24 protein-coding genes are annotated in these 26377 nt (G+C 56.0%); 11 read left to right on the top strand and 13 right to left on the bottom strand.

Annotated features, from left to right (window positions below; all coding sequences use genetic code 11):
- Positions 1-146: 146 nt before the first annotated feature.
- Both yidA and RVY89_RS19195 read right to left on the bottom strand, forming a co-directional pair.
- Positions 147-959, bottom strand: coding sequence for a sugar-phosphatase (gene yidA, locus RVY89_RS19190; protein ID WP_023309809.1), 813 nt, complete (start codon positions 957-959; stop codon positions 147-149).
- Between the two features lie 115 nt (positions 960-1074).
- Positions 1075-2100, bottom strand: a complete 1026-nt coding sequence (locus RVY89_RS19195; protein WP_484826177.1) for a zinc-dependent alcohol dehydrogenase family protein — start codon at positions 2098-2100, stop codon at positions 1075-1077.
- Between the two features lie 110 nt (positions 2101-2210).
- On the opposite strand from RVY89_RS19195, the gene RVY89_RS19200 reads away from it, so the two are divergent.
- Complete coding sequence (locus RVY89_RS19200) at positions 2211-3146, top strand: LysR family transcriptional regulator (protein WP_484826178.1); 936 nt, start codon at positions 2211-2213, stop codon at positions 3144-3146.
- A 34-nt stretch (positions 3147-3180) separates the two neighbouring features.
- On the opposite strand, the gene gyrB is transcribed toward RVY89_RS19200, so the two are convergent.
- The 4 genes from gyrB to dnaA are packed head-to-tail and all read right to left on the bottom strand — an operon-like array spanning position 3181 to position 9193.
- Positions 3181-5592: a DNA topoisomerase (ATP-hydrolyzing) subunit B gene (gene gyrB / locus RVY89_RS19205; protein ID WP_484826179.1), complete on the bottom strand. Its 2412-nt coding sequence runs from the start codon at positions 5590-5592 to the stop codon at positions 3181-3183.
- Between the two features lie 28 nt (positions 5593-5620).
- Positions 5621-6694 carry a DNA replication/repair protein RecF gene (gene recF / locus RVY89_RS19210; protein WP_484826180.1) on the bottom strand — a complete coding sequence of 358 codons (1074 nt, stop codon included), beginning with the start codon at positions 6692-6694 and terminating at the stop codon, positions 5621-5623.
- Positions 6694-7794 carry a DNA polymerase III subunit beta gene (gene dnaN, locus RVY89_RS19215; RefSeq protein ID WP_008500170.1) on the bottom strand — a complete coding sequence of 367 codons (1101 nt, stop codon included), beginning with the start codon at positions 7792-7794 and terminating at the stop codon, positions 6694-6696. Before dnaN ends, recF begins: the two co-directional genes overlap by 1 nt.
- Positions 7795-7798: 4 nt before the next feature.
- Positions 7799-9193, bottom strand: a complete 1395-nt coding sequence (dnaA, locus tag RVY89_RS19220; protein WP_484826181.1) for a chromosomal replication initiator protein DnaA — start codon at positions 9191-9193, stop codon at positions 7799-7801.
- Between the two features lie 599 nt (positions 9194-9792).
- Here dnaA and rpmH point away from each other — a divergent pair.
- The 9 genes from rpmH to RVY89_RS19265 all read left to right on the top strand — a co-directional run bounded on the left by rpmH (position 9793) and on the right by RVY89_RS19265 (position 17312).
- On the top strand, positions 9793-9933 hold the full coding sequence (gene rpmH, locus RVY89_RS19225; RefSeq protein ID WP_000831330.1) for a 50S ribosomal protein L34: 141 nt from the start codon (positions 9793-9795) through the stop codon (positions 9931-9933).
- 16 nt (positions 9934-9949) lie between these two features.
- Entirely contained in the window at positions 9950-10309 is a 360-nt protein-coding gene (gene rnpA, locus RVY89_RS19230; protein ID WP_032640303.1) for a ribonuclease P protein component, read from the top strand.
- Positions 10273-10530 carry a membrane protein insertion efficiency factor YidD gene (yidD, locus tag RVY89_RS19235; RefSeq protein WP_001307474.1) on the top strand — a complete coding sequence of 86 codons (258 nt, stop codon included), beginning with the start codon at positions 10273-10275 and terminating at the stop codon, positions 10528-10530. The genes rnpA and yidD overlap by 37 nt, the downstream gene beginning before the upstream one ends.
- A gap of 2 nt (positions 10531-10532) precedes the next feature.
- Positions 10533-12176, top strand: coding sequence for a membrane protein insertase YidC (gene yidC / locus RVY89_RS19240; RefSeq protein ID WP_371899817.1), 1644 nt, complete (start codon positions 10533-10535; stop codon positions 12174-12176).
- Between the two features lie 72 nt (positions 12177-12248).
- A complete protein-coding gene (mnmE, locus tag RVY89_RS19245; protein WP_032644252.1) occupies positions 12249-13613 on the top strand; it encodes a tRNA uridine-5-carboxymethylaminomethyl(34) synthesis GTPase MnmE in 1365 nt (454 codons plus the stop codon).
- A 111-nt stretch (positions 13614-13724) separates the two neighbouring features.
- Positions 13725-14900 carry an MdtL family multidrug efflux MFS transporter gene (locus tag RVY89_RS19250; RefSeq protein ID WP_484826182.1) on the top strand — a complete coding sequence of 392 codons (1176 nt, stop codon included), beginning with the start codon at positions 13725-13727 and terminating at the stop codon, positions 14898-14900.
- Complete coding sequence (gene yidZ / locus RVY89_RS19255) at positions 14869-15840, top strand: HTH-type transcriptional regulator YidZ (RefSeq protein ID WP_484826183.1); 972 nt, start codon at positions 14869-14871, stop codon at positions 15838-15840. Before RVY89_RS19250 ends, yidZ begins: the two co-directional genes overlap by 32 nt.
- A 122-nt stretch (positions 15841-15962) precedes the next feature.
- Positions 15963-16709, top strand: a complete 747-nt coding sequence (locus tag RVY89_RS19260; RefSeq protein WP_484826184.1) for a 4'-phosphopantetheinyl transferase family protein — start codon at positions 15963-15965, stop codon at positions 16707-16709.
- A gap of 36 nt (positions 16710-16745) precedes the next feature.
- Entirely contained in the window at positions 16746-17312 is a 567-nt protein-coding gene (locus RVY89_RS19265; protein ID WP_014833835.1) for an NADPH-dependent FMN reductase, read from the top strand.
- Between the two features lie 91 nt (positions 17313-17403).
- On the opposite strand, the gene adeP is transcribed toward RVY89_RS19265, so the two are convergent.
- On the bottom strand, positions 17404-18741 hold the full coding sequence (gene adeP, locus RVY89_RS19270; protein WP_147429993.1) for an adenine permease AdeP: 1338 nt from the start codon (positions 18739-18741) through the stop codon (positions 17404-17406).
- A gap of 165 nt (positions 18742-18906) precedes the next feature.
- Here adeP and yieH point away from each other — a divergent pair, with 165 nt between their 5' ends.
- The gene (gene yieH, locus RVY89_RS19275) at positions 18907-19572 is read left to right on the top strand and encodes a 6-phosphogluconate phosphatase (RefSeq protein ID WP_484826185.1); all 666 of its coding nucleotides are present in this window, start codon (positions 18907-18909) and stop codon (positions 19570-19572) included.
- 42 nt (positions 19573-19614) lie between these two features.
- On the opposite strand, the gene phoU is transcribed toward yieH, so the two are convergent.
- The 6 genes from phoU to glmS form a co-directional block, all read right to left on the bottom strand.
- The gene (gene phoU, locus RVY89_RS19280) at positions 19615-20340 is read right to left on the bottom strand and encodes a phosphate signaling complex protein PhoU (protein WP_008500182.1); all 726 of its coding nucleotides are present in this window, start codon (positions 20338-20340) and stop codon (positions 19615-19617) included.
- 26 nt (positions 20341-20366) lie between these two features.
- Complete coding sequence (pstB, locus tag RVY89_RS19285) at positions 20367-21140, bottom strand: phosphate ABC transporter ATP-binding protein PstB (protein WP_010426574.1); 774 nt, start codon at positions 21138-21140, stop codon at positions 20367-20369.
- Positions 21141-21187: 47 nt separating this feature from the next.
- Complete coding sequence (pstA, locus tag RVY89_RS19290; protein WP_024907882.1) at positions 21188-22078, bottom strand: phosphate ABC transporter permease PstA; 891 nt, start codon at positions 22076-22078, stop codon at positions 21188-21190.
- Positions 22078-23037: a phosphate ABC transporter permease PstC gene (gene pstC, locus RVY89_RS19295; protein WP_023333924.1), complete on the bottom strand. Its 960-nt coding sequence runs from the start codon at positions 23035-23037 to the stop codon at positions 22078-22080. The genes pstA and pstC overlap by 1 nt, the downstream gene beginning before the upstream one ends.
- Before the next feature lie 128 nt (positions 23038-23165).
- Positions 23166-24206 carry a phosphate ABC transporter substrate-binding protein PstS gene (pstS, locus tag RVY89_RS19300; protein WP_008500186.1) on the bottom strand — a complete coding sequence of 347 codons (1041 nt, stop codon included), beginning with the start codon at positions 24204-24206 and terminating at the stop codon, positions 23166-23168.
- 321 nt (positions 24207-24527) lie between these two features.
- The gene (glmS, locus tag RVY89_RS19305; RefSeq protein WP_371899823.1) at positions 24528-26357 is read right to left on the bottom strand and encodes a glutamine--fructose-6-phosphate transaminase (isomerizing); all 1830 of its coding nucleotides are present in this window, start codon (positions 26355-26357) and stop codon (positions 24528-24530) included.
- Positions 26358-26377: the final 20 nt, after the last annotated feature.

The raw sequence follows: 26377 nt of genomic DNA on the forward strand, positions 1-26377 counted from the left end.
TGAGAGTTCTCGTCCTTGCTGTGGCTGTAATGTAGTACAATCATTTAATGTTGTACTACAATCAAGATCACAAAAAGAACAATTCAATAAATTGAGTGCAAAAAAAGCCCCGGTTGATAACCGAGGCTGATGATTAAAACTAAGCGTTACTGCAGCACAAACTTCTCAATCGCGTAGGCAACGCCGTCTTCCAGGTTGGATTTGGTCACGAAGTTGGCCACTTCTTTAACGGACGGGATAGCGTTATCCATCGCCACGCCCATGCCCGCAAACTCAATCATCGCGATGTCGTTTTCCTGGTCGCCCAGCGCCATGATCTCTTCCTGTTTAATCCCCAGCGCATCAGCGAGCGATTTCACGCCGGTGCCTTTATTGACGCGTTTATCAAGAATTTCGAGGAAGTACGGCGCACTTTTCAGCACGGTGTACTTCTCTTTTACCTCCGCCGGAATGCGCGCAATCGCTTTATCCAGGATCTCCGGCTCGTCGATCATCATCACTTTCAGGAACTGCGTCGCCGGGTCCATTTTCTCCGCTTCACAGAACACCAGCGGAATGGTCGCCACGTAGGATTCATGCACCGTGTAGTAGCTGATGTCGCGGTTGGCGGTATAGAGCGTATTGCGATCGAGGGCGTGGAAGTGGGAACCCACTTCACGGGACAGTTTTTCCAGGAACAGATAGTCATCGTAGCTCAGCGCGGTTTGCGCAACCGTACTGCCATCTGCGGCTTTCTGCACCAGCGCGCCGTTATAGGTGATGCAGTAGTCGCCAGGCTGATTCATGTGCAGCTCTTTCAGGTAGCTGTGCACGCCCGCATACGGACGCCCCGTGGTCAGGACCACATTCACGCCCTTTGCGCGCGCCGCGGCGATCGCGTTTTTAACGGCTGGAGAGATGGTGTGGTCTGGCAGCAGCAGCGTGCCGTCCATGTCGATTGCAATGAGTTTGATAGCCATGAGTTCCCCGGAATAAATGAGTGCTGCCTCATGCTAACGCGATTAAGCACACAAAAATAGAGCTACATTGCGCAACAGGAACACCCCTTTTACGTTTATTCCGGGGAACAAAGGCTTACTCGCGGGTGAGAACGATTTTACCGAACGCGCCGCGATCGAGATGTTCAAAGGCCTGTTCAAGCTCGTTAAAACGGTAGCGATGCTCAATCACCGGCTTCAGTCCCGTGACGTCAACAGCGCGGACAAAATCCTCCAGCGCCCGGCGGTGCCCCACGCCAATCCCCTGAATGACGGGGGATTTCAGCAGCAGTTCGCCAGCCGAGAGCGTAATCTCCGTGCCAGCCAGCACGCCAATAACGGAGATACGCCCGTGAACGGCAACGGCGCGCAGGGAGTGCTTCAGGTTCTCCCCGCCCACGGTTTCGATAATATGGTCAATGCCGCGATCCTGCGTGAGCGCCAGCGTATTTTCAGCCCAGTCGCCTTTCAGGCGGTTGATGCCCTGGCTGGCCCCCAGTTTTTTGGCGAGCGCCAGCTTTTCATCGCTCCCGGATGTGACAATGACTTCTGCGCCGTGCGCTTTAGCAATTTGCAGGGCGAATATCGCCACGCCGCCCGTGCCCTGCACCAGCACCGATTGCCCGGCGCGCAGCTGGCCGCGCTCCACCAGCGCGAACCAGGCGGTAAGCCCTGCGCAGGGTAAGGTGCTGGCCTCTGCGTCATCCAGTGTTTCCGGCGATGCCGCCAGCGCGTCTTCCTTCACAATCACATACTCGGCCAGCATCCCCTGGAAGTATCCGCCGGACGTTTTATAGGGCAAATTGCGCGCGTCCGCCTGCGGTTTACCGTCGATCCACTCCGGGAAGAAGGTTGAGATGACGCGAGCGCCGGGCTGGAAACGCGTGACGCCTTCACCCACGCTGTCTACGACGCCCGCCATGTCAGACGCCGGGGTAAACGGGAAGGAAAGCGGGATCGGCATGGTGCCTTCAACAACCATTTTATCGCGATAGTTGAGCGCAACGGCATTTACCCGTACGCGCACTTCACCCGGGCCGGGCTGTGGAACGGGTGCCTGAGTCAGCTTGAGGTTCTCGCGCCCGAGGGCGTCCATGGACCAGCGTTGCATTGTCTCTGTCATTTTATTTCTCCTGCCATCAGATGAGCTTTAGTCCTGACAGTCTACCGTTGACTTAGCGTCGCCAGTGGCGATAAGTTTTCTCTTTATTGATGCCTGAATGGATACAATCCATGACCGATACGCTGAAGGATATTCCTGTTTTTGTGGCTGCCGTTGAGGCGGGAAGTTTCGCTCAGGCCGCAATTCGCCTGCACCTGTCACGCTCGGCGGTAGGGAAAAGCATCGCTCGCCTTGAAGAGCGGCTTGGGGTACGTCTTTTTCACCGCACCACCCGCAGCCAGAGGCTGACCGATAACGGCGCCCTTTTTTATGAACGCTGCCTGCGCGCGCTGGAGGAGATCCGTGGCGCGGAATCGCTGCTTGAAACGGGGAAACAGCAGGTCAGTGGCCGCCTGCGCGTTGCCATGCCGGTGCTGTTTGGTCGCCAGTGTGTCGCCCCGCTGCTGATAGCGCTGGCGCAGGAACACCCCGGGCTTGAACTGGAAATGTCATTCAGCGACCGGGTGGTGGATCTGGTGGAGGAAGGGTTTGATATGGCGGTGCGTAACGGCACGCTTCAGGACAGCAGCGTGCTGGTCGCCAGAAGGCTGGGGGAGCACCGCATGGTGCTGTGCGCCGCGCCGGAGTATTTGCTGAAGAAAGGTCAGCCACAAAGCGTTAATGATTTACCCCAGCATACGGCCATTAACTATCTGCGCGCAGGCAGAGTGTTGTCCTGGCAGCTGATGGATAACGAAGGAACGTCGCACACCTTTACTCCCCGGTCATCACTCAATATGGATGATTTGCAGGCGATCTGCGACGCCGCGCTGGCCGGACACGGCATTGCATGGCTGCCCTGCTGGATGGTCGTCAAAGATATTCACCAGGGTAAACTCGTCCCGCTCCTGAAGCAGGCGCCGGATGTCCATTTTGACGTCCACGCGGTCTGGCAGCAGACGCCGCATTTGCCGCTGAGGGTAAGAATTGCGATAGATACGCTGGCGAGCCGTTTACCGTCCGTGATGTCGCTGGATATGCCTGCGCCCATAAAAAAGCCGCGCTAAAAGCGCGGCCAGTTATCGTGCGGTATAACGACGATTAAATATCGATATTTGCCGCTTTCAGGGCGTTCTCTTCGATGAAGGCACGACGTGGTTCAACCGCATCGCCCATCAGGGTCGTGAACAGCTGGTCTGCAGCAATCGCATCTTTAACGGTAACGCGCAGCATGCGGCGGCTTTCCGGATCCATGGTGGTTTCCCACAGCTGCTCCGGGTTCATTTCGCCCAGACCTTTATAGCGCTGGATCGCGAGGCCACGACGGGACTCTTTCACCAGCCAGTCCAGCGCCTGCTCGAAGCTGGCTACCGGCTGACGACGTTCGCCACGTTCGATGAAGGCATCGTCTTCGATCAGGCCGCGCAGCTTCTCGCCGAGCGTGCAGATACGACGGTATTCCGGACCGGTCACAAACTCGTGCTCCAGCGGATAGTCGGTATCAACGCCGTGGGTGCGCACGCGGATAATTGGCTCGAACTGCTTATCGGCGTTCTGCTGGATATCGCTTTTCCACATGCTGCCGTGCTGCTCTTTTTCGTTCAGATCGGTCACCAGGGCGTTCACCCAGCGGGTCACGGTCTGCTCGTCGCTCAGATCGGCTTCGGTCAGGGTTGGCTGATAAACCAGCTCCTTAAGCAGCGTTTTCGGATAACGGCGTTCCATACGCGTAATCATTTTCTGCGTGGCGTTGAACTCGGACACCAGACGCTCCAGCGGCTCACCGGCCAGTGCAGGGGCGTGCGAGTTCGCGTGCAGGGTCGCGCCATCAAGTGCGATCGCGATTTGGTACTGATCCATCGCTTCGTCATCTTTGATGTACTGTTCCTGCTTGCCCTTCTTCACTTTGTACAGCGGCGGCTGGGCAATGTAGACGTGGCCACGTTCAACGATTTCAGGCATCTGACGATAGAAGAAGGTCAACAGCAGCGTACGAATGTGCGAGCCGTCGACGTCCGCATCGGTCATGATGATGATGCTGTGGTAGCGCAGTTTGTCCGGGTTGTACTCATCACGGCCAATGCCGCAGCCCAGCGCGGTGATGAGCGTCGCCACTTCCTGGGAAGAGAGCATCTTGTCGAAACGGGCTTTCTCAACGTTGAGGATTTTACCCTTCAGCGGCAGGATAGCCTGGTTCTTACGGTTACGGCCCTGCTTCGCAGAACCGCCCGCGGAGTCCCCTTCCACGAGGTACAGTTCGGACAGCGCCGGGTCGCGTTCCTGGCAGTCAGCCAGCTTGCCCGGCAGGCCTGCTAAGTCCAGCGCGCCTTTACGACGGGTCATTTCACGGGCTTTACGCGCCGCTTCACGGGCACGCGCAGCATCGATAATTTTGCCCACCACGATTTTCGCGTCGGACGGGTTTTCCAGCAGGTATTCGCTCAGCAGTTCGTTCATCTGCTGCTCAACCGCCGATTTCACCTCGGAAGAGACCAGCTTGTCTTTGGTCTGTGAGGAGAACTTCGGATCCGGCACCTTCACAGAGACAACGGCAATCAGGCCTTCACGGGCATCGTCACCGGTGGCGCTGACTTTCGCTTTCTTGCTGTAGCCTTCTTTGTCCATGTAGGCGTTCAGGGTACGGGTCATCGCCGCACGGAAGCCCGCAAGGTGAGTACCACCGTCACGCTGTGGAATGTTGTTGGTGAAGCAGTAGATGTTTTCCTGGAAACCGTCGTTCCACTGCAGCGCCACTTCCACGCCGATACCGTCTTTTTCGGTGGAGAAGTAGAAGATATTCGGGTGAATAGGCGTTTTGTTCTTGTTCAGATACTCAACGAACGCCTTGATACCGCCTTCGTAGTGGAAGTGGTCTTCTTTGTTGTCACGCTTGTCGCGCAGGCGAATCGAGACGCCGGAGTTCAGGAACGACAGTTCGCGCAGGCGTTTCGCCAGGATGTCGTACTCGAACTCGGTGACGTTGGTGAAGGTTTCGAGGCTCGGCCAGAAACGCACCATGGTACCGGTTTTGTCGGTGTCGCCAGTGACGGCCAGCGGTGCCTGCGGCACGCCGTGCGTATAAAGCTGACGGTGAATTTTGCCTTCGCGCTGGATAACCAGCTCCAGCTTTTGCGACAGGGCGTTTACTACCGAAACACCTACGCCGTGCAGGCCGCCGGAAACTTTATAGGAGTTATCGTCGAACTTACCGCCTGCGTGCAGGACGGTCATGATCACTTCCGCCGCGGAGACGCCCTCTTCCGGGTGAATACCGGTTGGGATACCACGACCGTCATCGGTGACGGAGACGGAGTTGTCCGCATGGATGGTGACCACGATGTCTTTACAGTGACCCGCGAGCGCTTCGTCGATAGCGTTATCTACCACCTCGAATACCATGTGGTGCAGACCGGTGCCGTCATCCGTGTCGCCGATATACATACCCGGGCGCTTACGCACCGCATCCAGCCCTTTCAGGACTTTGATACTGGAGGAGTCATAAGAATTCGACATCAACGTTTCTCGCTCATTTCAACTTGGGTTAATCCGTTATTTTACCCTTTTCCACGGTAAACATCTTCGAATTTTCGTCCGACATGTCTATAACGTGTTCAGCGCTTATCGCGCTGACGAAAACCTGCGACTGCGTGGCTTTTAAGCGGCTGGCAAGCAGCCCGCGCCGCGCGTCGTCAAGTTCCGAGGCAAAATCATCTATCAGGTACAGGCAGCGTCGCCCGCTCTCGCGGGTGAGAAACTCTCCCTGTGCCAGGCGCAGCGCACACATCAGGAGCTTGAGCTGCCCGCGCGAGAGCGTGTCTTCCACCGGCGCCCCGTCAGCACGAATGCGGAAATCCGCCTTGTGCGGGCCGTGCGCGGTGTAGGTCAACATGCGGTCGCGCTCGAAGCTTCTCTCTAACACCTCGGCATAGTCCGTCTCTTTCTCCCAGCCGCGCTGGAAGGAGAAGGTGAGAGAGAATTCGGGTAAAAACTGTTTGCAGGTGTCGGCCATGTCTTCGGCGATACCTGCGCTGTATTCGGCACGCCAGCGGCTGATCTGTTCCGCAAGAGGGATTAACTCCATATCCCACGGACGCAGCTGGGCGTAGCGCGTCACCTGGCGCAGCGCAGCGTTACGCTGCTTGAGCAGACGCTTCAGGTTGCTCCAGGCGTTAAAGAATCCTGCTTCGTTGTGAAAGCATCCCCAGTCGAGGAACGCTCTTCTGTATTTGGGGCCGCCGTTGAGTAAAGTAAACCCCTCCGGCGTTATCAGTTGCATCGGCATCAGCAGCGCCAGCTCCGCCACCTTGTGGCCGTCGGTGCCGTCGATGCGCACCTTGCTGTCGCCCTGTTTGTCTTTGGTCAGGCCGATGGCGGTCTCACGCTCCTCGCCCTGCAAACGCCCGTGCAGAACAAAAGCTTCCTGCTCGTGGCGGATGACGCGACCAATCTGCAAACTGCGAAACGCCCGGCCGTGGCCGAGCGTATAGATGGCTTCCAGCACGCTGGTTTTGCCGCTGCCGTTCGCGCCAACCAGGAAGTTAAAGCCAGGGGATAAAGCGAGATCCGCGCTTTCGATATTGCGAAAGTCGCGGATCAACAGACGGGTGAGCGACATTACAGTCTCATTGGCATGACAACATAGGCAGCCGACTGTGATGCGGCATCTTCAATCTGTACGCTCGAAACGGAGTCGGTCAGCAGGATGCGCACGTTTTCGCATTTCAGCGCGTTCAGCACATCCAGCACGTAGCTGACGTTAAAGCCGATTTCCATCTCAGCGCCGGCGTAGGTGACGTCCAGAATTTCTTCTGCCTCTTCCTGCTCCGGGTTATTGGCGGTGATTTTGATCTGGTTTTCACTCACGTACAGACGCACGCCGCGGAATTTCTCGTTAGAGAGAATGGCCGCACGGGCAAAGGCCTGCTTGAGGCTATCGCAGCCTGCTTCCAGCGTTTTGTCCGGGTTCTTCGGCAATACGCGGCGATAATCCGGGAAACGGCCGTCAACCAGCTTCGATGTGAAGACAAAATCGCCCACATGCGCGCGAATGTTATTGCTGCCGATTTGCACGCGCAGCGGCGTGTCGCCACCGTCGAGCATACGCATCAGCTCAATCACCCCTTTACGCGGCACGATCACCGAATGGTTTGGCAGTGAGTCGCCAATCGGCATGGAACAGACCGCCAGACGGTGGCCGTCGGTCGCCACGGTACGCAGCTCTTCACCTTCGGTTTCGAACAACATGCCGTTTAAGTAGTAACGAACGTCCTGATGCGCCATGGAGAACTGCGTGGCTTCAATCAGACGCTTCATCGTCGCCTGCGGCAGGGTAAATTCAACTTCGCTCTGCCAGTCGTCCAGGTTCGGGAAGTCCGCAGCAGGCAGCGTAGAGAGGGAGAAACGGCTGCGCCCGGAGCGTACCAGCATACGGTCGCCTTCCAGCTGCACGGCGATTTCAGCGCCTTCCGGCAGCCCGCGGCAGATATCAAAGAATTTACGTGCCGGAACCGTGGTCGCGCCCGCGTCGTGCGGCTGCGTCAGCGTAACGCGCGCGATCATTTCCATTTCCAGATCTGTACCGGTCAGCGACAGCGTACCGTCCGCGACCTGAAGCAGCAGGTTTCCGAGAATAGGCAGCGTTGGGCGGCCACCTAATGGGCCACTCACCTGTTGCAGCGGTTTTAATAAATGTTCACGTTCAACGGTAAATTTCATAGCGTCACGATGATAATGTTCTGATTAGATTGGAAAAATCTTCTTTTATGTCGTGGCTTTCTTCGCGTAACTGCTCAATCTTGCGACAAGCGTGCAGCACGGTCGTATGGTCACGGCCACCAAACGCATCCCCGATTTCCGGCAGACTGTGGTTGGTTAACTCCTTTGCCAGCGCCATCGCCATCTGACGCGGACGCGCCACCGAGCGGGAACGACGTTTAGACAGTAAATCTGCCACTTTGATCTTGTAGTACTCAGCCACCGTCTTTTGAATATTGTCGATAGTGACCAGTTTTTCCTGCAATGCCAGCAAATCTCGCAGCGCTTCACGCACAAAATCGATGGTGATCGCACGACCGGTGAAGTTGGCATTGGCGATAACGCGGTTCAGTGCCCCCTCCAGCTCACGCACGTTGGAGCGCAGACGCTTGGCAATAAAGAACGCCACTTCACCCGGCAGGCGGATGTCGTTTTCATCGGCTTTCTTCATCAGGATCGCGACGCGGGTTTCCAGCTCCGGCGGCTCGATCGCCACGGTCAGGCCCCAGCCGAAGCGGGATTTCAGACGATCTTCAACGCCGTTGATCTCTTTTGGATAACGATCCGAGGTCAAAATGATCTGCTGATTACCTTCCAGCAGGGCATTGAAGGTGTGGAAAAATTCTTCCTGCGATCGTTCTTTATTCGCAAAGAACTGGATGTCATCGATCAGCAGCGCGTCAACGGAACGATAGTAGCGTTTAAACTCTTCGATCGCATTGTTTTGCAGGGCTTTTACCATGTCCTGAACGAAGCGCTCGGAGTGCATATACACCACTTTGGCATTGGGCTTGCGCGCCATGATGCCGTTGCCCACCGCATGCAGCAGGTGCGTTTTACCCAGACCCGTGCCGCCATAAAGGAACAGCGGGTTGTAGGCCCCACCAGGGTTATCAGCAACCTGACGAGCTGCCGCGCGCGCCAGCTGGTTCGACTTACCTTCAACGAAGTTATCGAACGTGTGTTTCACGTTAACGTTAGAGCGGTAGGTTGGCTCAGCCGGTGCGGGAACATTATCCCAGCCCTGACGAGGGGGTGCTACGCGAGGGGCGGGAGCAGGAGCGGCCTGAGCAGGCGCAGCTACGTTCACGGTTTCACGAACGGTTTGGGTGACCGGCTTTGTGCCCACTTCAAAGCGCAGCTGTGGGACATCTGACCCGCAGAAATCGTTCAGCAGTCCATTGATGTTATTAAGGTACTTGTCCCTTACCCAATCGAGCACAAAACGGTTTGGCGCGTACAAAGCCAGCGTGTTATCGCTCAGTTCCGCCTGCAACGGGCGGATCCACATACTGAATTCTGTGGCTGGTAACTCATCCTGCAATCGGGCAAGACACTGCTGCCAAAGCGAAAGTGACACGGCGGACTCCACTCGAACAATAAAAGAAAACTATTGAATATTCATGATTGTTGGCGCACATCGGCATGACCCTGTGTAAAGGGGGACGTGCGAATTGCTATCTGCAATTTATCCTGACCAGGATCCTCGGATCCCGATCGGGACCGCGGATCATAGCCTAAACTGAGCCAGAGATCTTCTGTTTCTCACAGATTCTTCCCGATTTATCCACAGGAAGATCCGGAACCGGATAAGTGTAAACGATCCTGGCGCCAGTACCCCACGATTTAGTCCGCATATTGGAAAAATTAATGAGCACAGACAATTTATTGCTTAAATGATCTAACGAAGATCCGGGACGATCCTTGCGCTTTATCGTCGAGCCCGTATAATCCTCGACCCGGCGCGTGATGCTCATCTTCCTGCGTCGTCCGTTGCTCATTTTCCACGCGAAAACGTGCGGAAATACGCGGGAAATAAGGAAAGAGAATTGACTCCGGAGTGTACAATTATTACAATCCGGCCTCTTTAATCACCCACGCTGAGGCGTTAGTCGTTCGAAACTCGTTCGGGTATACGCAAAAGTCAGTGAATTTATTCAAGTTTAGGTAGAAATCGCCATGAAACGCACTTTTCAACCGTCTGTACTGAAGCGCAACCGTTCTCACGGCTTCCGTGCTCGTATGGCTACTAAAAATGGTCGTCAGGTTCTGGCACGTCGTCGTGCTAAAGGCCGCGCTCGTCTGACCGTTTCCAAGTAATAAAGCTAACCCCTGAGTGGTTAAGCTAGCATTTCCCAGGGAGTTACGTTTGTTAACTCCCGCTCATTTCACTTTCGTCTTCCAGCAGCCACTACGGGCTGGCACGCCGCAAATCACCATCCTCGGCCGCCAAAATTCGCTGGGGCATCCCCGCATCGGTCTCACAGTCGCCAAGAAAAATGTTAAGCGTGCGCATGAACGCAATCGGATTAAACGTCTGACGCGTGAAAGCTTCCGTTTACGTCAGCACGAACTGCCTTCAATGGATTTCGTGGTGGTGGCTAAAAAAGGGGTTGCCGACCTCGATAACCGTGCTCTCTCGGAAGCGTTGGAAAAATTATGGCGCCGCCACTGTCGCCTGGCTCACGGGTCCTGATAGCCCTCATTCGGGTCTATCAACGCCTGATTAGTCCGCTACTCGGGCCGCACTGCCGTTTCACACCAACATGCTCAAGCTACGGAATTGAGGCATTGCGCAGGTTTGGAGTGATAAAAGGCAGTTGGTTGACGGTGAAACGCGTATTAAAATGCCACCCTTTACACCCCGGTGGAGACGACCCCGTCCCCCCAGGACCCTTTGATACCAGAGAACACTAACGATGGATTCGCAACGCAATCTTCTTATCATCGCTTTGTTGTTCGTGTCTTTCATGATCTGGCAGGCATGGGAGCAGGATAAAAATCCTCAACCCCAGCAGCAGACCACGCAGACTACGACCACCGCAGCGGGTAGCGCCGCCGACCAGGGCGTACCGGCCAGTGGCCAGGGGAAACAGATTACGGTTAAGACCGATGTGCTTGAGCTGACAATCAACACCCGTGGTGGTGATGTTGAGCAGGCGCTGCTGTTGACCTACCCGAAAGAGCTGAAGTCTAACGAACCGTTCCAGTTACTGGAAACCACGCCTGAGTTTATCTACCAGGCGCAGAGCGGCCTGACCGGTCGTGACGGCCCGGATAACCCGGCTAACGGTGCGCGTCCACTGTATACCGTCGAGAGCGACACCTTTGTGCTGGCTGATGGTCAGAACGAACTCGCAATCCCGATGACGTACACCGACGCCGCAGGCAACACCTTCACCAAAACCTTCACCCTGAAACGCGGTGAATATGCGGTGAACGTGGGCTACAGCGTACAGAACGCCAGTGCGAAACCGCTGGAGCTGTCGACCTTTGGCCAGCTGAAGCAGTCCATCAATCTGCCGTCTCACCGTGACACCGGAAGCAGCAACTTTGCGCTGCATACCTTCCGTGGCGCGGCGTACTCCACGCCAGACGCGAAGTATGAGAAATACAAATTCGACACCATTGCCGATAACGAAAACCTGAACGTTAGTTCTAAAGGTGGTTGGGTTGCGATGCTGCAACAGTATTTCGCAACGGCCTGGATCCCAAACAACGACGGTACGAATAACTTCTATACCGCGAACCTGGGTAACGGTCTTGCAGCCATCGGCTACAAATCTCAGCCGGTTCTGGTTCAGCCGGGTCAAACCGGTAAGCTGGCAAGCACCCTGTGGGTGGGCCCGGAAATTCAGGACAAAATGGCTGCTGTTGCGCCGCACCTGGATCTGACCGTGGATTACGGTTGGTTGTGGTTCATCTCTCAGCCGCTGTTTAAGCTGCTGAAGTTCATCCACAGCTTCCTGGGTAACTGGGGCTTCTCCATCATCGTTATCACCTTCATCGTTCGTGGCATCATGTACCCGCTGACCAAAGCGCAGTACACCTCCATGGCGAAGATGCGCATGCTGCAGCCGAAGATTCAGGCAATGCGTGAGCGTCTGGGCGATGACAAACAGCGTCAGAGTCAGGAAATGATGGCCCTGTACAAAGCAGAGAAAGTGAACCCGCTGGGTGGTTGCTTCCCGCTGCTGATTCAGATGCCAATCTTCCTTGCGCTGTACTATATGCTGATGGGTTCCGTTGAGCTGCGCCATGCGCCGTTCGCACTGTGGATCCATGACCTGTCTGCACAGGACCCGTACTACATCCTGCCGATCCTGATGGGCGTGACGATGTTCTTCATCCAGAAGATGTCGCCGACCACCGTGACCGACCCGATGCAGCAGAAGATCATGACCTTTATGCCGGTCATCTTCACAGTGTTCTTCCTGTGGTTCCCGTCAGGTCTGGTGCTGTACTATATCGTCAGCAACCTGGTGACCATCATCCAGCAGCAGCTGATTTATCGTGGTCTGGAAAAGCGTGGCCTGCATAGCCGCGAAAAGAAAAAGTCCTGATCCGATAAGTTAACGCTAAAATAAGGGCGGTCGATTGACCGCCTTTTTTATTTGTATTCAACGAGAGCAACCATGAGCCATAACGACACTATCGTCGCCCAGGCAACCCCACCGGGACGCGGTGGTGTAGGCATTCTGCGTATCTCCGGCCTGAAGGCGCGCGAGGTGGCCGAAGCGGTACTGGGTAAACTGCCAAAGCCGCGCTACGCTGATTACCTGCCGTTTAAAGATACCGACGGCACGCCGCTGGACCAGGGCATTGCGCTGTGGTTCCCCGGCCCGAACTCCTTTACCGGTGAAGACGTGCTGGAGCTTCAGGGCCACGGCGGGCCGGTTATCCTCGACCTGCTGTTAAAACGTATTTTGACCCTGCCTGGCCTGCGCATTGCGAAGCCGGGCGAGTTCTCCGAACGAGCCTTCCTCAACGACAAGCTCGACCTGGCGCAGGCTGAGGCCATTGCTGACCTGATCGACGCCAGTTCTGAACAGGCGGCCCGCTCCGCTCTGAACTCACTGCAGGGGGCATTCTCCGCGCGTGTGAATCACCTTGTGGAAGCACTTACTCACCTGCGCATCTACGTGGAAGCGGCTATCGACTTCCCGGACGAGGAGATCGATTTCCTCTCTGACGGCAAAATCGAAGCCCAGCTTAACCAGGTAATGAGCGATCTCGACGCCGTTCGTGCCGAAGCGCGTCAGGGCAGCCTGCTGCGTGAAGGGATGAAGGTGGTCATCGCCGGACGTCCTAACGCCGGAAAATCGAGCCTGCTGAACGCCCTGGCGGGCCGTGAAGCAGCGATCGTGACCGACATTGCCGGCACCACCCGCGACGTGCTTCGCGAGCACATCCACATCGACGGCATGCCGCTGCACATCATTGATACCGCCGGTCTGCGCGATGCCAGCGACGAGGTTGAGCGCATCGGTATCGAACGCGCCTGGCAGGAGATCGAGCAGGCCGACCGCGTGCTGTTTATGGTGGACGGCACCACGACCGACGCCGTTGACCCGGCGGAGATCTGGCCGGACTTTATCGCCCGTCTGCCGGCTAAACTGCCGATCACCGTGGTGCGTAACAAAGCGGACGTGACCGGCGAAACGCTCGGTATCAGCGATGTGAATGGTCACTCACTGATTCGCCTGTCGGCGCGGACCGGTGAAGGCGTGGACGACCTGCGTAACCATCTCAAGCAGAGCATGGGCTTTGATACCAGCATGGAAGGCGGCTTCCTGGCGCGTCGTCGTCACCTGCAGGCGCTGGAAGAGGCGGCGAACCACCTCGTTCAGGGTAAAGCGCAGCTGATCGGCGCGTGGGCGGGTGAACTGCTGGCGGAAGAGCTGCGTCTGGCGCAGCAGAATCTGAGCGAAATCACCGGAGAGTTTACGTCGGACGATCTGCTGGGACGGATCTTCTCGAGCTTCTGTATTGGTAAGTAATTCCCGCTAATCAATGGTGATTTCCTCCAGGGAAATCACCATTGTCCAAATGGCAACTCGCCTAATCCCTTCTCACCCCCTATCCTGCATGCCTGCATCTATGGGGGGTTTATGGCGCGTTTTCTGTTTTGTAGTTTCGCATTAGTTCTGCTTTATCCATCCGGTATTGATATGTATCTGGTGGGATTACCGCATATCGCCCGCGATCTGGGCGCCAGCGAAGCGCAGCTGCATATTGCGTTTTCGGCCTACCTCGCGGGGATGGCGTCGTCGATGGTCTTTGCCGGGAAGATCGCGGATAAGGCAGGCCGTCAGCCTGTCGCTATCGCCGGAGCCATCATTTTTGCCCTGGCCTCTCTGCTCTGCTCACAGGCGCAGAACAGCACCGTGTTCCTGACCGGGCGCTTTATCCAGGGCATTGGAGCGGGCGGCTGCTACGTGGTGGCGTTTGCGATTTTGCGCGACACCTTAAGCGCCCAGCGTCGCGCTAAAGTGCTGTCGATGCTGAACGGCATTACCTGCATCATCCCGGTGCTGGCCCCGGTCGTGGGATATCTGATCATGCTGAAATTCCCGTGGCAGAGCCTGTTCTGGACCATGGCAGCGATGGGCGCGCTGGTGTTTATCCTGTCGATCGCCGTGCTGAAAGAGACCCACCCGGGCTCGCAGAATACCGGCCATACCGCAACCATTCACCCGGCAGAGAAGCTTCTCAACCGCTTTTTCCTCAGCCGTCTGGCCGTGACCACGTTAAGCGTGGCGGTGATCCTGACGTATGTAAACGTTTCCCCGGTGTTGCTGATGGAGACCATGGGCTTCGATCGCGGTCAGTATTCCACGGTGATGGCACTAACCGCTCTGGTCAGTATGGCAGTCTCGTTCTCCACCCCGTTTGCGCTGAATATCTTCCGCCAGCGCACGCTGATGCTGACCTCACAGGTTTTATTCCTCGCCGCAGGCGCGCTTTTGGCGACCACAAACTCACATGCGGTGATGCTGGTTGGCATTACGCTCATTTGTGCCGGGTTCTCGGTTGGATTTGGCGTGGCGATGAGCCAGGCGCTTGGTCCCTTCTCGCTGCGGGCAGGCGTGGCGAGCTCGGTGCTGGGGATCGCGCAGGTCTGCGGCTCGTCTCTGTGGATTTGGCTGGCGGCGGTCATCGGGCTTAACGCGCTGAATATGCTGATCGGGGTTCTGATTGGCTGTAGCATACTGTGCATCACCTTACTTATGGTCATCCAGCCCGCGGCGCACTATGAAGAAGCCCATCAGCAATCTCGATCTTAACCTGTTGCTGTGCCTGCAGCTTTTGCTGCAGGAGCGCAGCGTCACCAAAGCGGCGAAGCGGATGAACGTGACGCCGTCGGCGGTGAGTAAATCGCTGGCCAAGCTGCGCGACTGGTTTGACGACCCGCTGTTTGTCAAAACGCCGTTAGGGCTGCTGCCGACGCCGCTGACGGTAAGTCTTGAGCAGGATCTGGCTGACTGGATGCAAATCGGCAACCAGATCCTCGATAAATTCCACCATGATTCTCCGGGCGGGCTGACGTTCGTGCTGGCCGCAGAAACGCCGCTGATGCTGATCCGCTTCAATACTCTGCTGGAGCAGGTGAACCAGCGCTATCCGCAGGCGACGGTGAAAATGCGCCAGTGGGATTACGACTCGCTGGACGCGATTACGCGTGGCGAGGTGGATTTGGGCTTCACCGGGCGTGAAACGCATCCGCGATCCCGCGAGCTGCTTAAGCTGATGCCGTGGTTTATCGACTACGAAATTCTGTTCAGCGATCGCCCCTGCGTCTATCTGCGCGAAGATCATCCGGCGCTTCAGCAAGAGTGGAATCTGGAGACCTTCCTGCGCTATCCCCACATCAGCATCTTCTGGGAGCGCAGCGATACCTGGGCGCTGGATGAGGTGCTTAAGGAGATGGGACGCGAGCGCACGATCGCCATGAGCCTGCCGGGCTTCGAACAGGCGATGTTTATGGCAGCGCAGCCCGGCCATAACTATATCGCCACCGCGCCGCACTACTGTCACCACTACAATGAACTCCACCAGCGGAAGCTGATCGCCCTTCCCATTCCCATTGATGAGGAGCAGGCGGAAAAATTGACCGTGCCCTTCACGCTGATCTGGCATAAACGGAACAGCCACAACCCAAAAATCCTCTGGCTGCGGGAGACCATCAAGGCGCTGTACGGTGCGAGCGATCCAATTTTTGCCTAAGAAAATGTAAAGTTCGGTCCTAAGGCTTCTCTTACTCCCATTTACTGATTAAAACAGGAGGCAAGTTAAGCGATAATCATGTAACCGTTTAACCGATTACGACCATTATCAAGGAGCGAAAAATGGCTACGCACTTTGCAAGAGGGATACTGACAGAAGGACGTCTCGTATCGGCAAGAATTTCATCAGCCTGTCACCGTGAAGCACTCACTCTTCCGGAACACCGCAGAACGCGGTTTTTAGCGTCCAGAGCGCTTCTCGCAGAACTGATGTTTATGCTGTACGGCACCAGCGAGCTGCCGGACATCATTACCCAACCCGAAGGCCGCCCGGTCTTTGCCGACCCGGATCTCCCTCGTTTTTCGATTGCCTACGCGGGCAATATCATTGGCGTCGCGCTGACCACTGAAGGGGACTGTGGGCTCGATATGGAACTTCAGCGTGCGACGCGCAGCTTCCATGGCGCTAATGCGCATGAAGACTATCCGCTCTCCAGCAATGAGAAGCTGTGGGTACGCAACCAGAACGATCCTGTCGAAGCCAGAGCCCAGCTCATTACCCTGCGCCAGAGCATTCGCAAGCTCTGTGGATGCGCCTCAGACGACGCCAGCCTGCTGCAGCTGCTTCCAGGCTCCGGACGTCTGCGTGCTACCCAGGCCACGCTGGTAGAGGCGCTCAGTGACGCAGAGGATGTGCTCATTTGGTCCATTGCAGTTACCCCCGCCATCGAACGCATGAAAATTTGGGAATTTGACAGCCAACAGGGATGGCGTAGCCTTCCTGATGTGCCCGAGCGCGCCAACGAGCCCGCCGCACGCCTGATGCGTTTAACCAGTTTACCGGCAGAAAAAGCATTCACCCTTAGCTGATCCAATCAGGGTCATCATGATGAAACAGGAGTAATCATGTCTGATACGTTGAAAGTAGTTACGTTACTGGGAAGCCTGCGCAAAGGTTCATTTAACGGGATGGTGGCACGCACGCTGCCACAGCTGGCGCCTGCAGGTATGGAGATTAGCGCCCTGCCGTCTATTGGCGATATTCCACTTTATGATGCTGACGTACAGCAGGAAGAAGGGTTCCCGCAGAGCGTTGAGGCGCTGGCCGAACAGATCCGCCAGGCCGACGGCGTGGTCATCGTCACGCCGGAGTACAACTACTCTGTACCCGGTGGCCTGAAGAATGCCATCGACTGGCTGTCCCGTTTACCTGAGCAGCCGCTGTCAGGTAAACCGGTGCTGATCCAGACCAGCTCCATGGGCGCGATCGGCGGCGCGCGCTGCCAGTATCATCTGCGCCAGATCCTGGTCTTCCTGGATGCGATGGTGATGAATAAGCCGGAATTTATGGGCGGAGTGATTCAGAACAAGGTCGACCCGCAAACGGGTGAAGTGGTGGATCAGAGCACGCGCGATCATCTGTCTGGCCAGCTGACGGCGTTCGGGGATTATATTAAGCGGGTTAAAGCCTGATAAAAAAGCCCGGTGGCGCTAGCGCTTACCGGGCCTACACTCGTCAGTAGGTCAGGTAAGCGAAGCGCCACCTGACACCACAAACCGCACCTTAGTGCGCGTCAATAAACACAATCTTCAGCACAAACAGCAGCGCCACAACAATCACGCATGGGCTGAGGTCGCGGAAGCGGCCGGTACCGATCTTCATTACGCAGTAAGAGATAAAGCCCAGCGCGATACCTTCGGTAATCGAGAAGCTGAACGGCATCATCACGGCGGTAATAAACGCAGGTACCGCTTCGGTTAAATCATCCCACTTCACGCGTGACAGGCTGGAGGTCATCAGCACACCCACGTAGATCAGCGCGCCGGCTGCCGCATACGGAGGAACCATACCCGCCAGCGGAGAGAGGAAGATCACCAGCAGGAACAGAATACCCACGACCACCGCCGTCAGGCCTGTACGGCCGCCCACGGACACGCCGGAAGAAGATTCAATGTACGCGGTAACGGACGAAGTTCCGATAAACGCACCGGTCACAGAGGAGACGCTGTCCACAAACAGCGCCTGCTTCATGCGCGGGAATTTCCCTTTCTCATCCGCCAGACCCGCTTTGTCGGTCACGCCAATCAGCGTGCCGGAGGAGTCGAACAGGTTGACCAGCATGAAGGAGAAAATCACGCCCGCCAGGCCCAGGTTCAGGGAACCCGCCAGATCGACGTGACCAATCACGGTAGAGACGCTCGGTGGCGCGGAGACGATACCGTTATAGTGAACGTCGCCCAGCATCCAGCCCAGCAGGGTGGTGACCACGATAGATACCAGCACCGCCGCGTGAATATTGCGAGAAGCCAGGATCGCGATGATAAAGAAGCCCAGCACGCCCAGCAGCACGTTATGAGAGGTCAGGTGACCGATGCTCACCAGCGTATCCGGGTTAGCCACGATAACGCCGGCGTTTTTCAGCCCCATCATACCGATGAACAGACCAATACCGCTGGTGATGCCCACGCGCAGGCTCACGGGAATGTTCGCAATCATCCAGTAACGCACGCGGAAAATGGTCAGCAGCAGCAGGCCAACGGCACCCCAGAAGATGGCGCCCATGCCAACCTGCCACGGTAGCCCCATAGCCTGAACCACCACGAACGCGAAGAACGCATTCAGGCCCATCGCCGGTGCCAGCGCAACCGGCAGGTTAGCGAACACGCCCATCAGAATGCTGCCAAGGGCCGCGATCAGACAGGTTGTCACGAAGACGGCGCTGGTATCCATGCCAGCGACGCCCAGAATTTGAGGGTTCACAAAAACGATATAGACCATCGTCAGGAAGGTGGTGAAACCAGCGATCACTTCGGTGCGTGCCGTTGTGCCGTGCTCGCGCAGTTTAAACACGCGCTCAAGCAGACCCTGACCAGATGTCTGGGTAGTGTGTTGTTGACTCATCATCAATTTCCGAACAAGGAGGGAAAATTCGTCGCTATCCTATACCAAAATGCGACAATAGTGGCGGTTACGTGATACTTTTTTCATTGAATTTGCTTATACGGCAACGATTGCGTCCCGGTGAACTGCCGTACGTAAACGTTAAACTTGTTAAAAGGGAAAGGCATGTCCGGAATTGAAGCGGTATTTTTCGACTGCGACGGTACGCTGGTCGACAGTGAGGTCATTTGTTCCCGCGCGTATGTCACTATGTTCCAGGAATTTGGCATTACGCTGGAACTCGAAGAAGTGTTTAAACGCTTTAAGGGCGTGAAGCTCTACGAGATCATCGACATCATTAACGAAGAACACGGCGTGGATCTGGCGAAAGCGGATCTGGAACCGGTGTACCGCGCCGAGGTCGCACGCCTGTTCGATTCGGAGCTGGAGGTGATTCCGGGCGCAAACGCGCTGCTGGATGCCATGACGGTGCCAGTCTGCGTCGTCTCCAACGGTCCGGTCAGCAAAATGCAGCACTCGCTGGGCAAGCTTGAGATGCTGCACCACTTCCCGAAAAAACTGTTCAGCGGCTACGATATCCAGCGCTGGAAGCCGGACCCGGCACTGATGTTCCATGCGGCAAAGGCGATGAACGTTAACGTAGAGAACTGCATTCTGGTGGATGACTCGTCTGCGGGCGCGCAGTCGGGGATTGATGCGGGAATGGAGGTGTTTTACTTCTGCGCCGATCCGCACAACAAGCCGATCGATCATCCAAAAGTAACGACCTTTACCGATCTGGCGCAGTTGCCTGAATTGTGGAAGGCGCGCGGTTGGGATATTACTTGCTGAAAAAACAAAGCCGGATGGCGCTAGCGCCACCCGCCACAAACTTCACTCTTTCGGATCTTTACCCGCCAGCAGCTTATCCAGCTCGTCGCCACCCACGTGACGGAAGTCCTGACCTTTCACGAAGTAGAAGATGTATTCGCAAATGTTCTGGCAGCGGTCGCCGATACGCTCGATGGAGCGCGCGCAGAACAGGGCCGTCAGTACGCTTGGGATCGTACGTGAATCTTCCATCATGTAGGTCATCAGCTGACGCACGATGCCTTCATACTCCTGGTCGACCTTCTTGTCTTCACGGTAGATACGCACCGCTTCGTCCAGATCCATACGCGCAAAGGCATCCAGCACGTCGTGCAGCATCTGCACGGTGTGGCGGCCCAGGGACTCCAGGCTGACCAGCAGTGGCTGATGCTGCTGAGAGAACTTCTCCAGCGCGGTGCGGCAGATTTTATCCGCAACGTCACCAATACGCTCCAGCTCGGCGATGGTTTTGATGATCGCCATCACCAGACGCAGGTCGCTCGCCGTCGGCTGACGCTTCGCGATGATGCGCACGCAGGCCTCGTCGATAGCGACTTCCATCATGTTGACGTTTTTGTCGCCTTCAATGACGCGCTTCGCCAGCTCGCTGTCCTGGTTGTGCATTGCCGTAATCGCATCAGAAAGCTGCTGCTCGACCATGCCACCCATGGTCATCACCTGCGTGCGAATGCTTTCCAGCTCTGCGTTGAACTGGCCTGAAATGTGTTTATTAAGATTGAGGTTGTCCATGGTTTCTCCACATGCACTAAGGCAAATCAACCGTAGCGGCCAGTAATATAATCTTCGGTTTGTTTCTTCGCGGGCCTGGTGAACAGCGCGTCCGTATCGCTGAACTCAATCAACTCGCCCAGGTACATAAACGCCGTGTGATCGGAACAACGCGCAGCCTGCTGCATGTTATGGGTCACGATAACCACGGTGTAATCCTGCTTCAGCTCGGTGATCAGCTCTTCAATACGGCCGGTTGAGATCGGGTCCAGCGCTGAACACGGCTCATCCAGCAGCAACACTTCCGGGCGAATAGCAATACCGCGCGCAATGCACAGACGCTGCTGCTGACCACCGGAGAGAGAGTAACCGCTCTGGTGCAACTTATCTTTGGTTTCGTTCCATAATGCGGCCTTGGTCAAAGCCCACTGCACGCGCTCGTCCATATCGGCACGGGAGAGCTTTTCAAACAGGCGAACGCCAAAGGCGATGTTGTCGTAAATGGACATCGGGAACGGCGTTGGTTTCTGGAACACCATCCCCACTTTGGCGCGCAGCAGGGCGATATCCTGCGCCTGGGTCAGAATGTTTTCGCCGTCGAGGATGATTTCACCTTCAGCGCGCTGCTCCGGATAGAGCGAATACATTTTGTTAAAGGTACGCAGCAGCGTGGATTTTCCACAGCCGGACGGACCGATAAATGCCGTGACCTGGTTCTTCGCGATATCCAGGTTGATGTTCTTCAGGGCATGGAATTTGCCGTAGTAGAAGTTCAAATCACGAACCTGAATCTTACCCGGGGCAGTATCAACCATACTCATTGACTCATTTCCTCATTCGGCGCCGCGAGCTGCCGCGCCGTAAAAAATTAACCGTGTTTCTTCTTCGCGAAAATGACGCGCGCCAGAATGTTCAGCAACAGTACGCAAAGGGTAATGATCAGCACCCCGGCCCAGGCCAGCTGCTGCCATTCCGCGAATGGGCTCATCGCAAATTTAAAGATCGTCACTGGCAGGTTGGCGATCGGCTGCATCATGTCCGTGCTCCAGAACTGGTTGGAGAGGGACGTAAACAGCAGTGGTGCCGTTTCGCCAGCGATACGCGCTACCGCCAGCAGGATACCGGTCATGATCCCGGAGACCGACGCCTTCAGCGTAATCGCAGAAATCATCTTCCATTTCGGCGTACCCAGCGCGTAAGCCGCTTCACGCAGGCTGTCCGGCACCAGTTTCAGCATGTTCTCGGTAGTACGAATCACAATCGGCACCTGCAGCAGCGCCAGCGCAATGACGCCCGCCCAGCCGGAGAAGTGTTCCATCTGCGCCACCACAACGGTGTAAACAAACAGACCCACGACGATAGAAGGTGCAGACAGCAGAATGTCGTTGATGAAGCGAATAACTTCCGCCAGCCAGGATTTACGGCCGTACTCTGCCAGGTAGATCCCCGCCATAATGCCCAGCGGCGTACCGAAGACCGTCGCCCAGAGGATCAGCAATCCGCTGCCCGCCAGGGCATTTGCCAGACCACCACCCGCCGTATTCGGCGGCGGCGTCATTTCGGTGAACAGCGACAGTGACATTCCGTCAATCCCGCGAACGACCGTCGAGAAGAGGATCCAGACAAGCCAGAACAGGCCGAATGCCATCGTCGCCATCGAGAGCGTCAGGGCAATGCGGTTTTTCATGCGGCGTCTGGCCTGCATTTTGCGGCGGGATTCCGCCAGTTCAGCGGTAGCTTGCATTTCGAGAGTGGCCATCAGCGTGCTCCCTCATTTTTAGCGAGGCGCATAATCATCAGCTTGGAAATCGCCAGAACAATGAAGGTGATAACGAACAGAATCAGACCCAGCTCCATTAGCGCCGCCACGTGCAGCCCAGATTCCGCTTCCGCAAATTCATTCGCCAGCGCAGAGGTAATACTGTTGCCCGGCATATAGAGCGACACGCTGTCGAGCTGGTAGGTGTTACCGATGATAAAGGTGACCGCCATGGTTTCACCCAGCGCACGACCCAGGCCCAGCATCACGCCCCCGATCACTCCATTTTTGGTGAACGGAAGGACAATGCGCCAGATAACTTCCCAGGTGGTACAGCCGATGCCGTAGGCCGACTCTTTCATCATCACCGGCGTTTGTTCGAAGACATCGCGCATAACCGCCGCAATGTAAGGAATAATCATGATGGCGAGGATCACACCTGCCGCCAGAATGCCGATACCGAAAGCCGGGCCAGAGAACAGGGCCCCCACAAACGGAATGGCAGAGAGAACATTACCCACCGGTTCCTGGAAGTACGTGGCGAACAGCGGCGCAAAGATGAACAGGCCCCACATGCCGTAGACGATACTCGGTATAGCCGCCAGCAGTTCGATGGCAATACCCAGCGGGCGTCGCAGCCAGCCCGGCGCCAGCTCCGTCAGGAACAGGGCAATACCAAAGCTCACCGGAACCGCAATCAGCAGGGCGATGAACGAGGTCACCAGCGTGCCGTAGATCGGCACCAGAGCACCGTAGATGTCGTTCGGTGCGTCCCACTCTTTGGTCCACAGGAAGGAGAAACCGAATTTCTGGATGCTCGGCCATGAGGAGAAAATCAGAGACACTATAATGCCGCCCAGCAGCAATAGCACAATCAGCGCAGCCAGTTTTACCAGCGCGCTGAATATCATGTCACCTTTTTTACCCGGAGGGTTAAATGCAGGCTTGGTTGCAGCCATAAATTACTCTTCTGTTTGAGACGTTTTTACGAATATGCCCGGTGGCGCTAACGCTTACCGGGCCTACAGCTTAAACCGTAGGGCGGGTAAGCGCAGCGCCACCCGCCATCTTCGTTAAATATATCCTGTTAGTACAGCGCTTTACCGCTGCTGTCTTTTACGTTGGTTTTCCATGCAGCGCGAATCTGTTCAACCACGTTGTCTGGCAGGGTGGCGTAATCCAGGGCGTTAGCCTGCTTGCCGCCGTTTTTGTATGCCCAGTCGAAGAACTTCAGCACTTCAGCGCCCTGCTCAGGTTTCTTCTGCTCTTTGTGCACCAGGATGAAGGTGGTAGAGGTGATTGGCCATGCACCTTCGCCTTTCTGGTTAGTCAGATCCTGCGCGAAGGATTTGCTCCAGTCAGCGCCTTTCGCGGCGTTAGCAAAGTTCTCTTCGGTCGGGCTAACCGGTTTGCCGTCGGCTGAAACCAGTTTGGTGTAGGACAGATTGTTCTGCTTCGCGTACGCATACTCTACGTAGCCGATGGAGCCAGGCAGACGCTGTACGAACGCGGCGATACCGTCGTTACCTTTACCGCCCAGACCGGTTGGCCAGTTAACGGTAGAGCCGGAGCCGACTTTAGATTTCCACTCTTCGTTCACTTTTGCCAGGTAGCTGGTGAACACGAAAGAGGTACCGGAACCATCCGCGCGGCGAACCACGGCGATGTTCTGAGAAGGCAGCTTCAGGCCTGGGTTGAGTTTAGCGATCGCTTCGTCATCCCATTTTTTGATTTTGCCCAGGTAGATGTCACCCAGCGTTTTGCCGTCCAGCACCAGCTCGCCCGACTTCACGCCCGGCAGGTTGATGGCCAGAACCACGCCACCGATCACGGTAGGGAACTGGAACAGGCCTTCCTGAGCCAGCTTGTCATCAGACAGCGGAGCATCTGATGCGCCGAAATCAACCGTGTTCGCGGTAATTTGTTTCACGCCACCGGAGGAGCCGATACCCTGATAGTTAACCTTGTTACCGGTTTCTTTCTGGTAGGTATCCGCCCATTTGGCATACACCGGCGCAGGGAAGGTTGCACCAGCGCCAGTCAGGCTTGCTTCTGCAAATACAGAGAACGCGCTCAGAGATAAGGTCGCGGCGACAACAGTTGCGACAGTGGTACGCATAACTTTCATAATGTCTCCTGCAAGATTTTCGTAAATCGTTGTTTAGTGGCTACGATGAGCAAAATAGGACAAACAGGTGACAGATAAATGTACGAATTATGACAGTTTTATGACAATGGAAATTTCACTTAAAAACCAGCAAAAGAAAGCTTATTTTTCATCTGGTTAGCCACTTTTATGACAAGACGTTTTCAGAAATATTTTCTTTATGTGACACTGAAAAAAGTAGCTGAAGATGACAAATTGTCATTATTAAAAACGAGAAAGGAATGATGAAAAACAAACCGGGCGGGATAAAAAAGCTCCACCCGAAGGTGGAGCCTGAAGGGATTATTCTACGGTGACAGACTTCGCCAGGTTACGCGGCTGGTCAACGTCGGTGCCTTTGATCAGCGCAACGTGATAGGCCAGCAGCTGCAGCGGAACGGTGTAGAAGATAGGTGCAATCACTTCTTCCACATGCGGCATCTCGATGATGTGCATGTTGTCATTGCTGACAAAACCGGCATCTTTATCGGCGAAGACATACAGAACACCACCGCGGGCGCGCACTTCTTCGATGTTAGATTTCAGTTTTTCCAGCAGTTCGTTGTTTGGTGCCACAACGATGACCGGCATATCCGCGTCAATCAGCGCCAGCGGGCCGTGTTTCAGCTCGCCTGCCGCATAGGCTTCAGCGTGAATGTAGGAGATCTCTTTCAGCTTCAGCGCGCCTTCCAGCGCAATCGGATACTGATCGCCACGACCCAGGAACAGGGCGTGATGCTTGTCAGAGAAATCTTCCGCCAGCGCTTCGATGCGTTTGTCCTGAGACAGCATCTGCTCAATACGGCTCGGCAGCGCCTGCAGACCGTGAACGATGTCGTGCTCAACGGAAGCATCTTCGCCTTTCAGACGCGCCAGCTTAGCCACCAGCATCAGCAGAACGGTCAGCTGAGTGGTAAATGCTTTAGTGGAGGCGACGCCGATTTCGGTACCCGCTTTGGTCATCAGCGCCAGATCGGATTCACGCACCAGAGAAGAGCCCGGGACGTTACAGATGGCCAGAGAGCCCAGGTAGCCCAGCTCTTTAGAGAGACGCAGCGCGGCCAGGGTATCTGCCGTTTCGCCAGACTGGGAAAGGGTGATCATCAGGCTGTTACGACGCACCGCAGATTTGCGATAGCGGAATTCAGACGCAATTTCCACATCGCACGGCACGCCCGCCAGGGATTCAAACCAGTAGCGAGAGACCATACCGGAGTTGTAAGACGTGCCGCAGGCCACGATCTGAATGTGCTCAACCTTGCTGAGCAGTTCGTTCGCGTTTGCACCCAGCTCGCTCAGATCCACTTCACCGTGGCTGATGCGCCCGGTCAGGGTGTTTTTGATGGCATTTGGCTGCTCGTAAATCTCTTTCTGCATGTAGTGACGGTAAGCGCCTTTGTCGCCAGCGTCGTACTGCAGGTTAGATTCGATCTCCTGGCGCTTCACCTGCTCGCCTTTGGTATCGAATACGGTCACGCTGCGGCGAGTCACTTCCGCGATATCCCCCTCTTCCAGGAAGATAAAGCGACGGGTAACCGGCAGGAGCGCCAGCTGGTCAGAGGCGATGAAGTTTTCGCCCATGCCCAGACCGATAACCATCGGGCTACCGGAACGCGCGGCCAGCAGCGTGGACGGATCGCGGGAATCCATGATCACCGTACCGTACGCACCGCGCAGCTGAGGAATAGCACGCAGCACCGCATCACGCAGTGTACCGCCCTGCTCCAGCTCCCAGTGCACCAGGTGAGCAATCACTTCGGTGTCAGTTTCAGAGACGAAGGTATAGCCGCGCGCTTTCAGTGCTTCACGCAGCGGTTCGTGGTTTTCGATAATGCCGTTGTGCACAACCACGATGTGTTCAGACACATGCGGGTGCGCGTTACCTTCAGACGGTTCACCGTGCGTCGCCCAGCGGGTGTGCGCAATACCGGTACCACCGTGCAGCGGATGTTCTTCCGCAGCCTGGGCCAGCATCTGCACTTTACCGAGACGACGCAGACGGGTCATATGACCTTCAGCATCGACGACAGCCAGACCCGCAGAGTCGTAACCACGGTATTCCAGACGACGTAAACCTTCGAGAAGGATTTCAGCAATATCACGCTGCGCAACTGCGCCAACAATTCCACACATAATTTTAGATTCCGAATTTA

Source organism: Enterobacter sp. 3U4 (assembly GCF_057224565.1).

Bases quoted from the DNA above. Each gene is read 5' to 3' on its own strand.
- yidA (WP_023309809.1), bottom strand. From the start codon at position 959: ATGGCTATCAAACTCATTGCAATCGACATGGACGGCACGCTGCTGCTG.
- RVY89_RS19195 (WP_484826177.1), bottom strand. From the start codon at position 2,100: ATGACAGAGACAATGCAACGCTGGTCCATGGACGCCCTCGGGCGCGAG.
- RVY89_RS19200 (WP_484826178.1), top strand. From the start codon at position 2,211: ATGACCGATACGCTGAAGGATATTCCTGTTTTTGTGGCTGCCGTTGAG.
- gyrB (WP_484826179.1), bottom strand. From the start codon at position 5,592: ATGTCGAATTCTTATGACTCCTCCAGTATCAAAGTCCTGAAAGGGCTG.
- recF (WP_484826180.1), bottom strand. From the start codon at position 6,694: ATGTCGCTCACCCGTCTGTTGATCCGCGACTTTCGCAATATCGAAAGC.
- dnaN (WP_008500170.1), bottom strand. From the start codon at position 7,794: ATGAAATTTACCGTTGAACGTGAACATTTATTAAAACCGCTGCAACAG.
- rpmH (WP_000831330.1), top strand. From the start codon at position 9,793: ATGAAACGCACTTTTCAACCGTCTGTACTGAAGCGCAACCGTTCTCAC.
- yidD (WP_001307474.1), top strand. From the start codon at position 10,273: ATGGCGCCGCCACTGTCGCCTGGCTCACGGGTCCTGATAGCCCTCATT.
- yidC (WP_371899817.1), top strand. From the start codon at position 10,533: ATGGATTCGCAACGCAATCTTCTTATCATCGCTTTGTTGTTCGTGTCT.
- mnmE (WP_032644252.1), top strand. From the start codon at position 12,249: ATGAGCCATAACGACACTATCGTCGCCCAGGCAACCCCACCGGGACGC.
- RVY89_RS19250 (WP_484826182.1), top strand. From the start codon at position 13,725: ATGGCGCGTTTTCTGTTTTGTAGTTTCGCATTAGTTCTGCTTTATCCA.
- yidZ (WP_484826183.1), top strand. From the start codon at position 14,869: ATGAAGAAGCCCATCAGCAATCTCGATCTTAACCTGTTGCTGTGCCTG.
- RVY89_RS19260 (WP_484826184.1), top strand. From the start codon at position 15,963: ATGGCTACGCACTTTGCAAGAGGGATACTGACAGAAGGACGTCTCGTA.
- RVY89_RS19265 (WP_014833835.1), top strand. From the start codon at position 16,746: ATGTCTGATACGTTGAAAGTAGTTACGTTACTGGGAAGCCTGCGCAAA.
- adeP (WP_147429993.1), bottom strand. From the start codon at position 18,741: ATGAGTCAACAACACACTACCCAGACATCTGGTCAGGGTCTGCTTGAG.
- yieH (WP_484826185.1), top strand. From the start codon at position 18,907: ATGTCCGGAATTGAAGCGGTATTTTTCGACTGCGACGGTACGCTGGTC.
- phoU (WP_008500182.1), bottom strand. From the start codon at position 20,340: ATGGACAACCTCAATCTTAATAAACACATTTCAGGCCAGTTCAACGCA.
- pstB (WP_010426574.1), bottom strand. From the start codon at position 21,140: ATGAGTATGGTTGATACTGCCCCGGGTAAGATTCAGGTTCGTGATTTG.
- pstA (WP_024907882.1), bottom strand. From the start codon at position 22,078: ATGGCCACTCTCGAAATGCAAGCTACCGCTGAACTGGCGGAATCCCGC.
- pstC (WP_023333924.1), bottom strand. From the start codon at position 23,037: ATGGCTGCAACCAAGCCTGCATTTAACCCTCCGGGTAAAAAAGGTGAC.
- pstS (WP_008500186.1), bottom strand. From the start codon at position 24,206: ATGAAAGTTATGCGTACCACTGTCGCAACTGTTGTCGCCGCGACCTTA.
- glmS (WP_371899823.1), bottom strand. From the start codon at position 26,357: ATGTGTGGAATTGTTGGCGCAGTTGCGCAGCGTGATATTGCTGAAATC.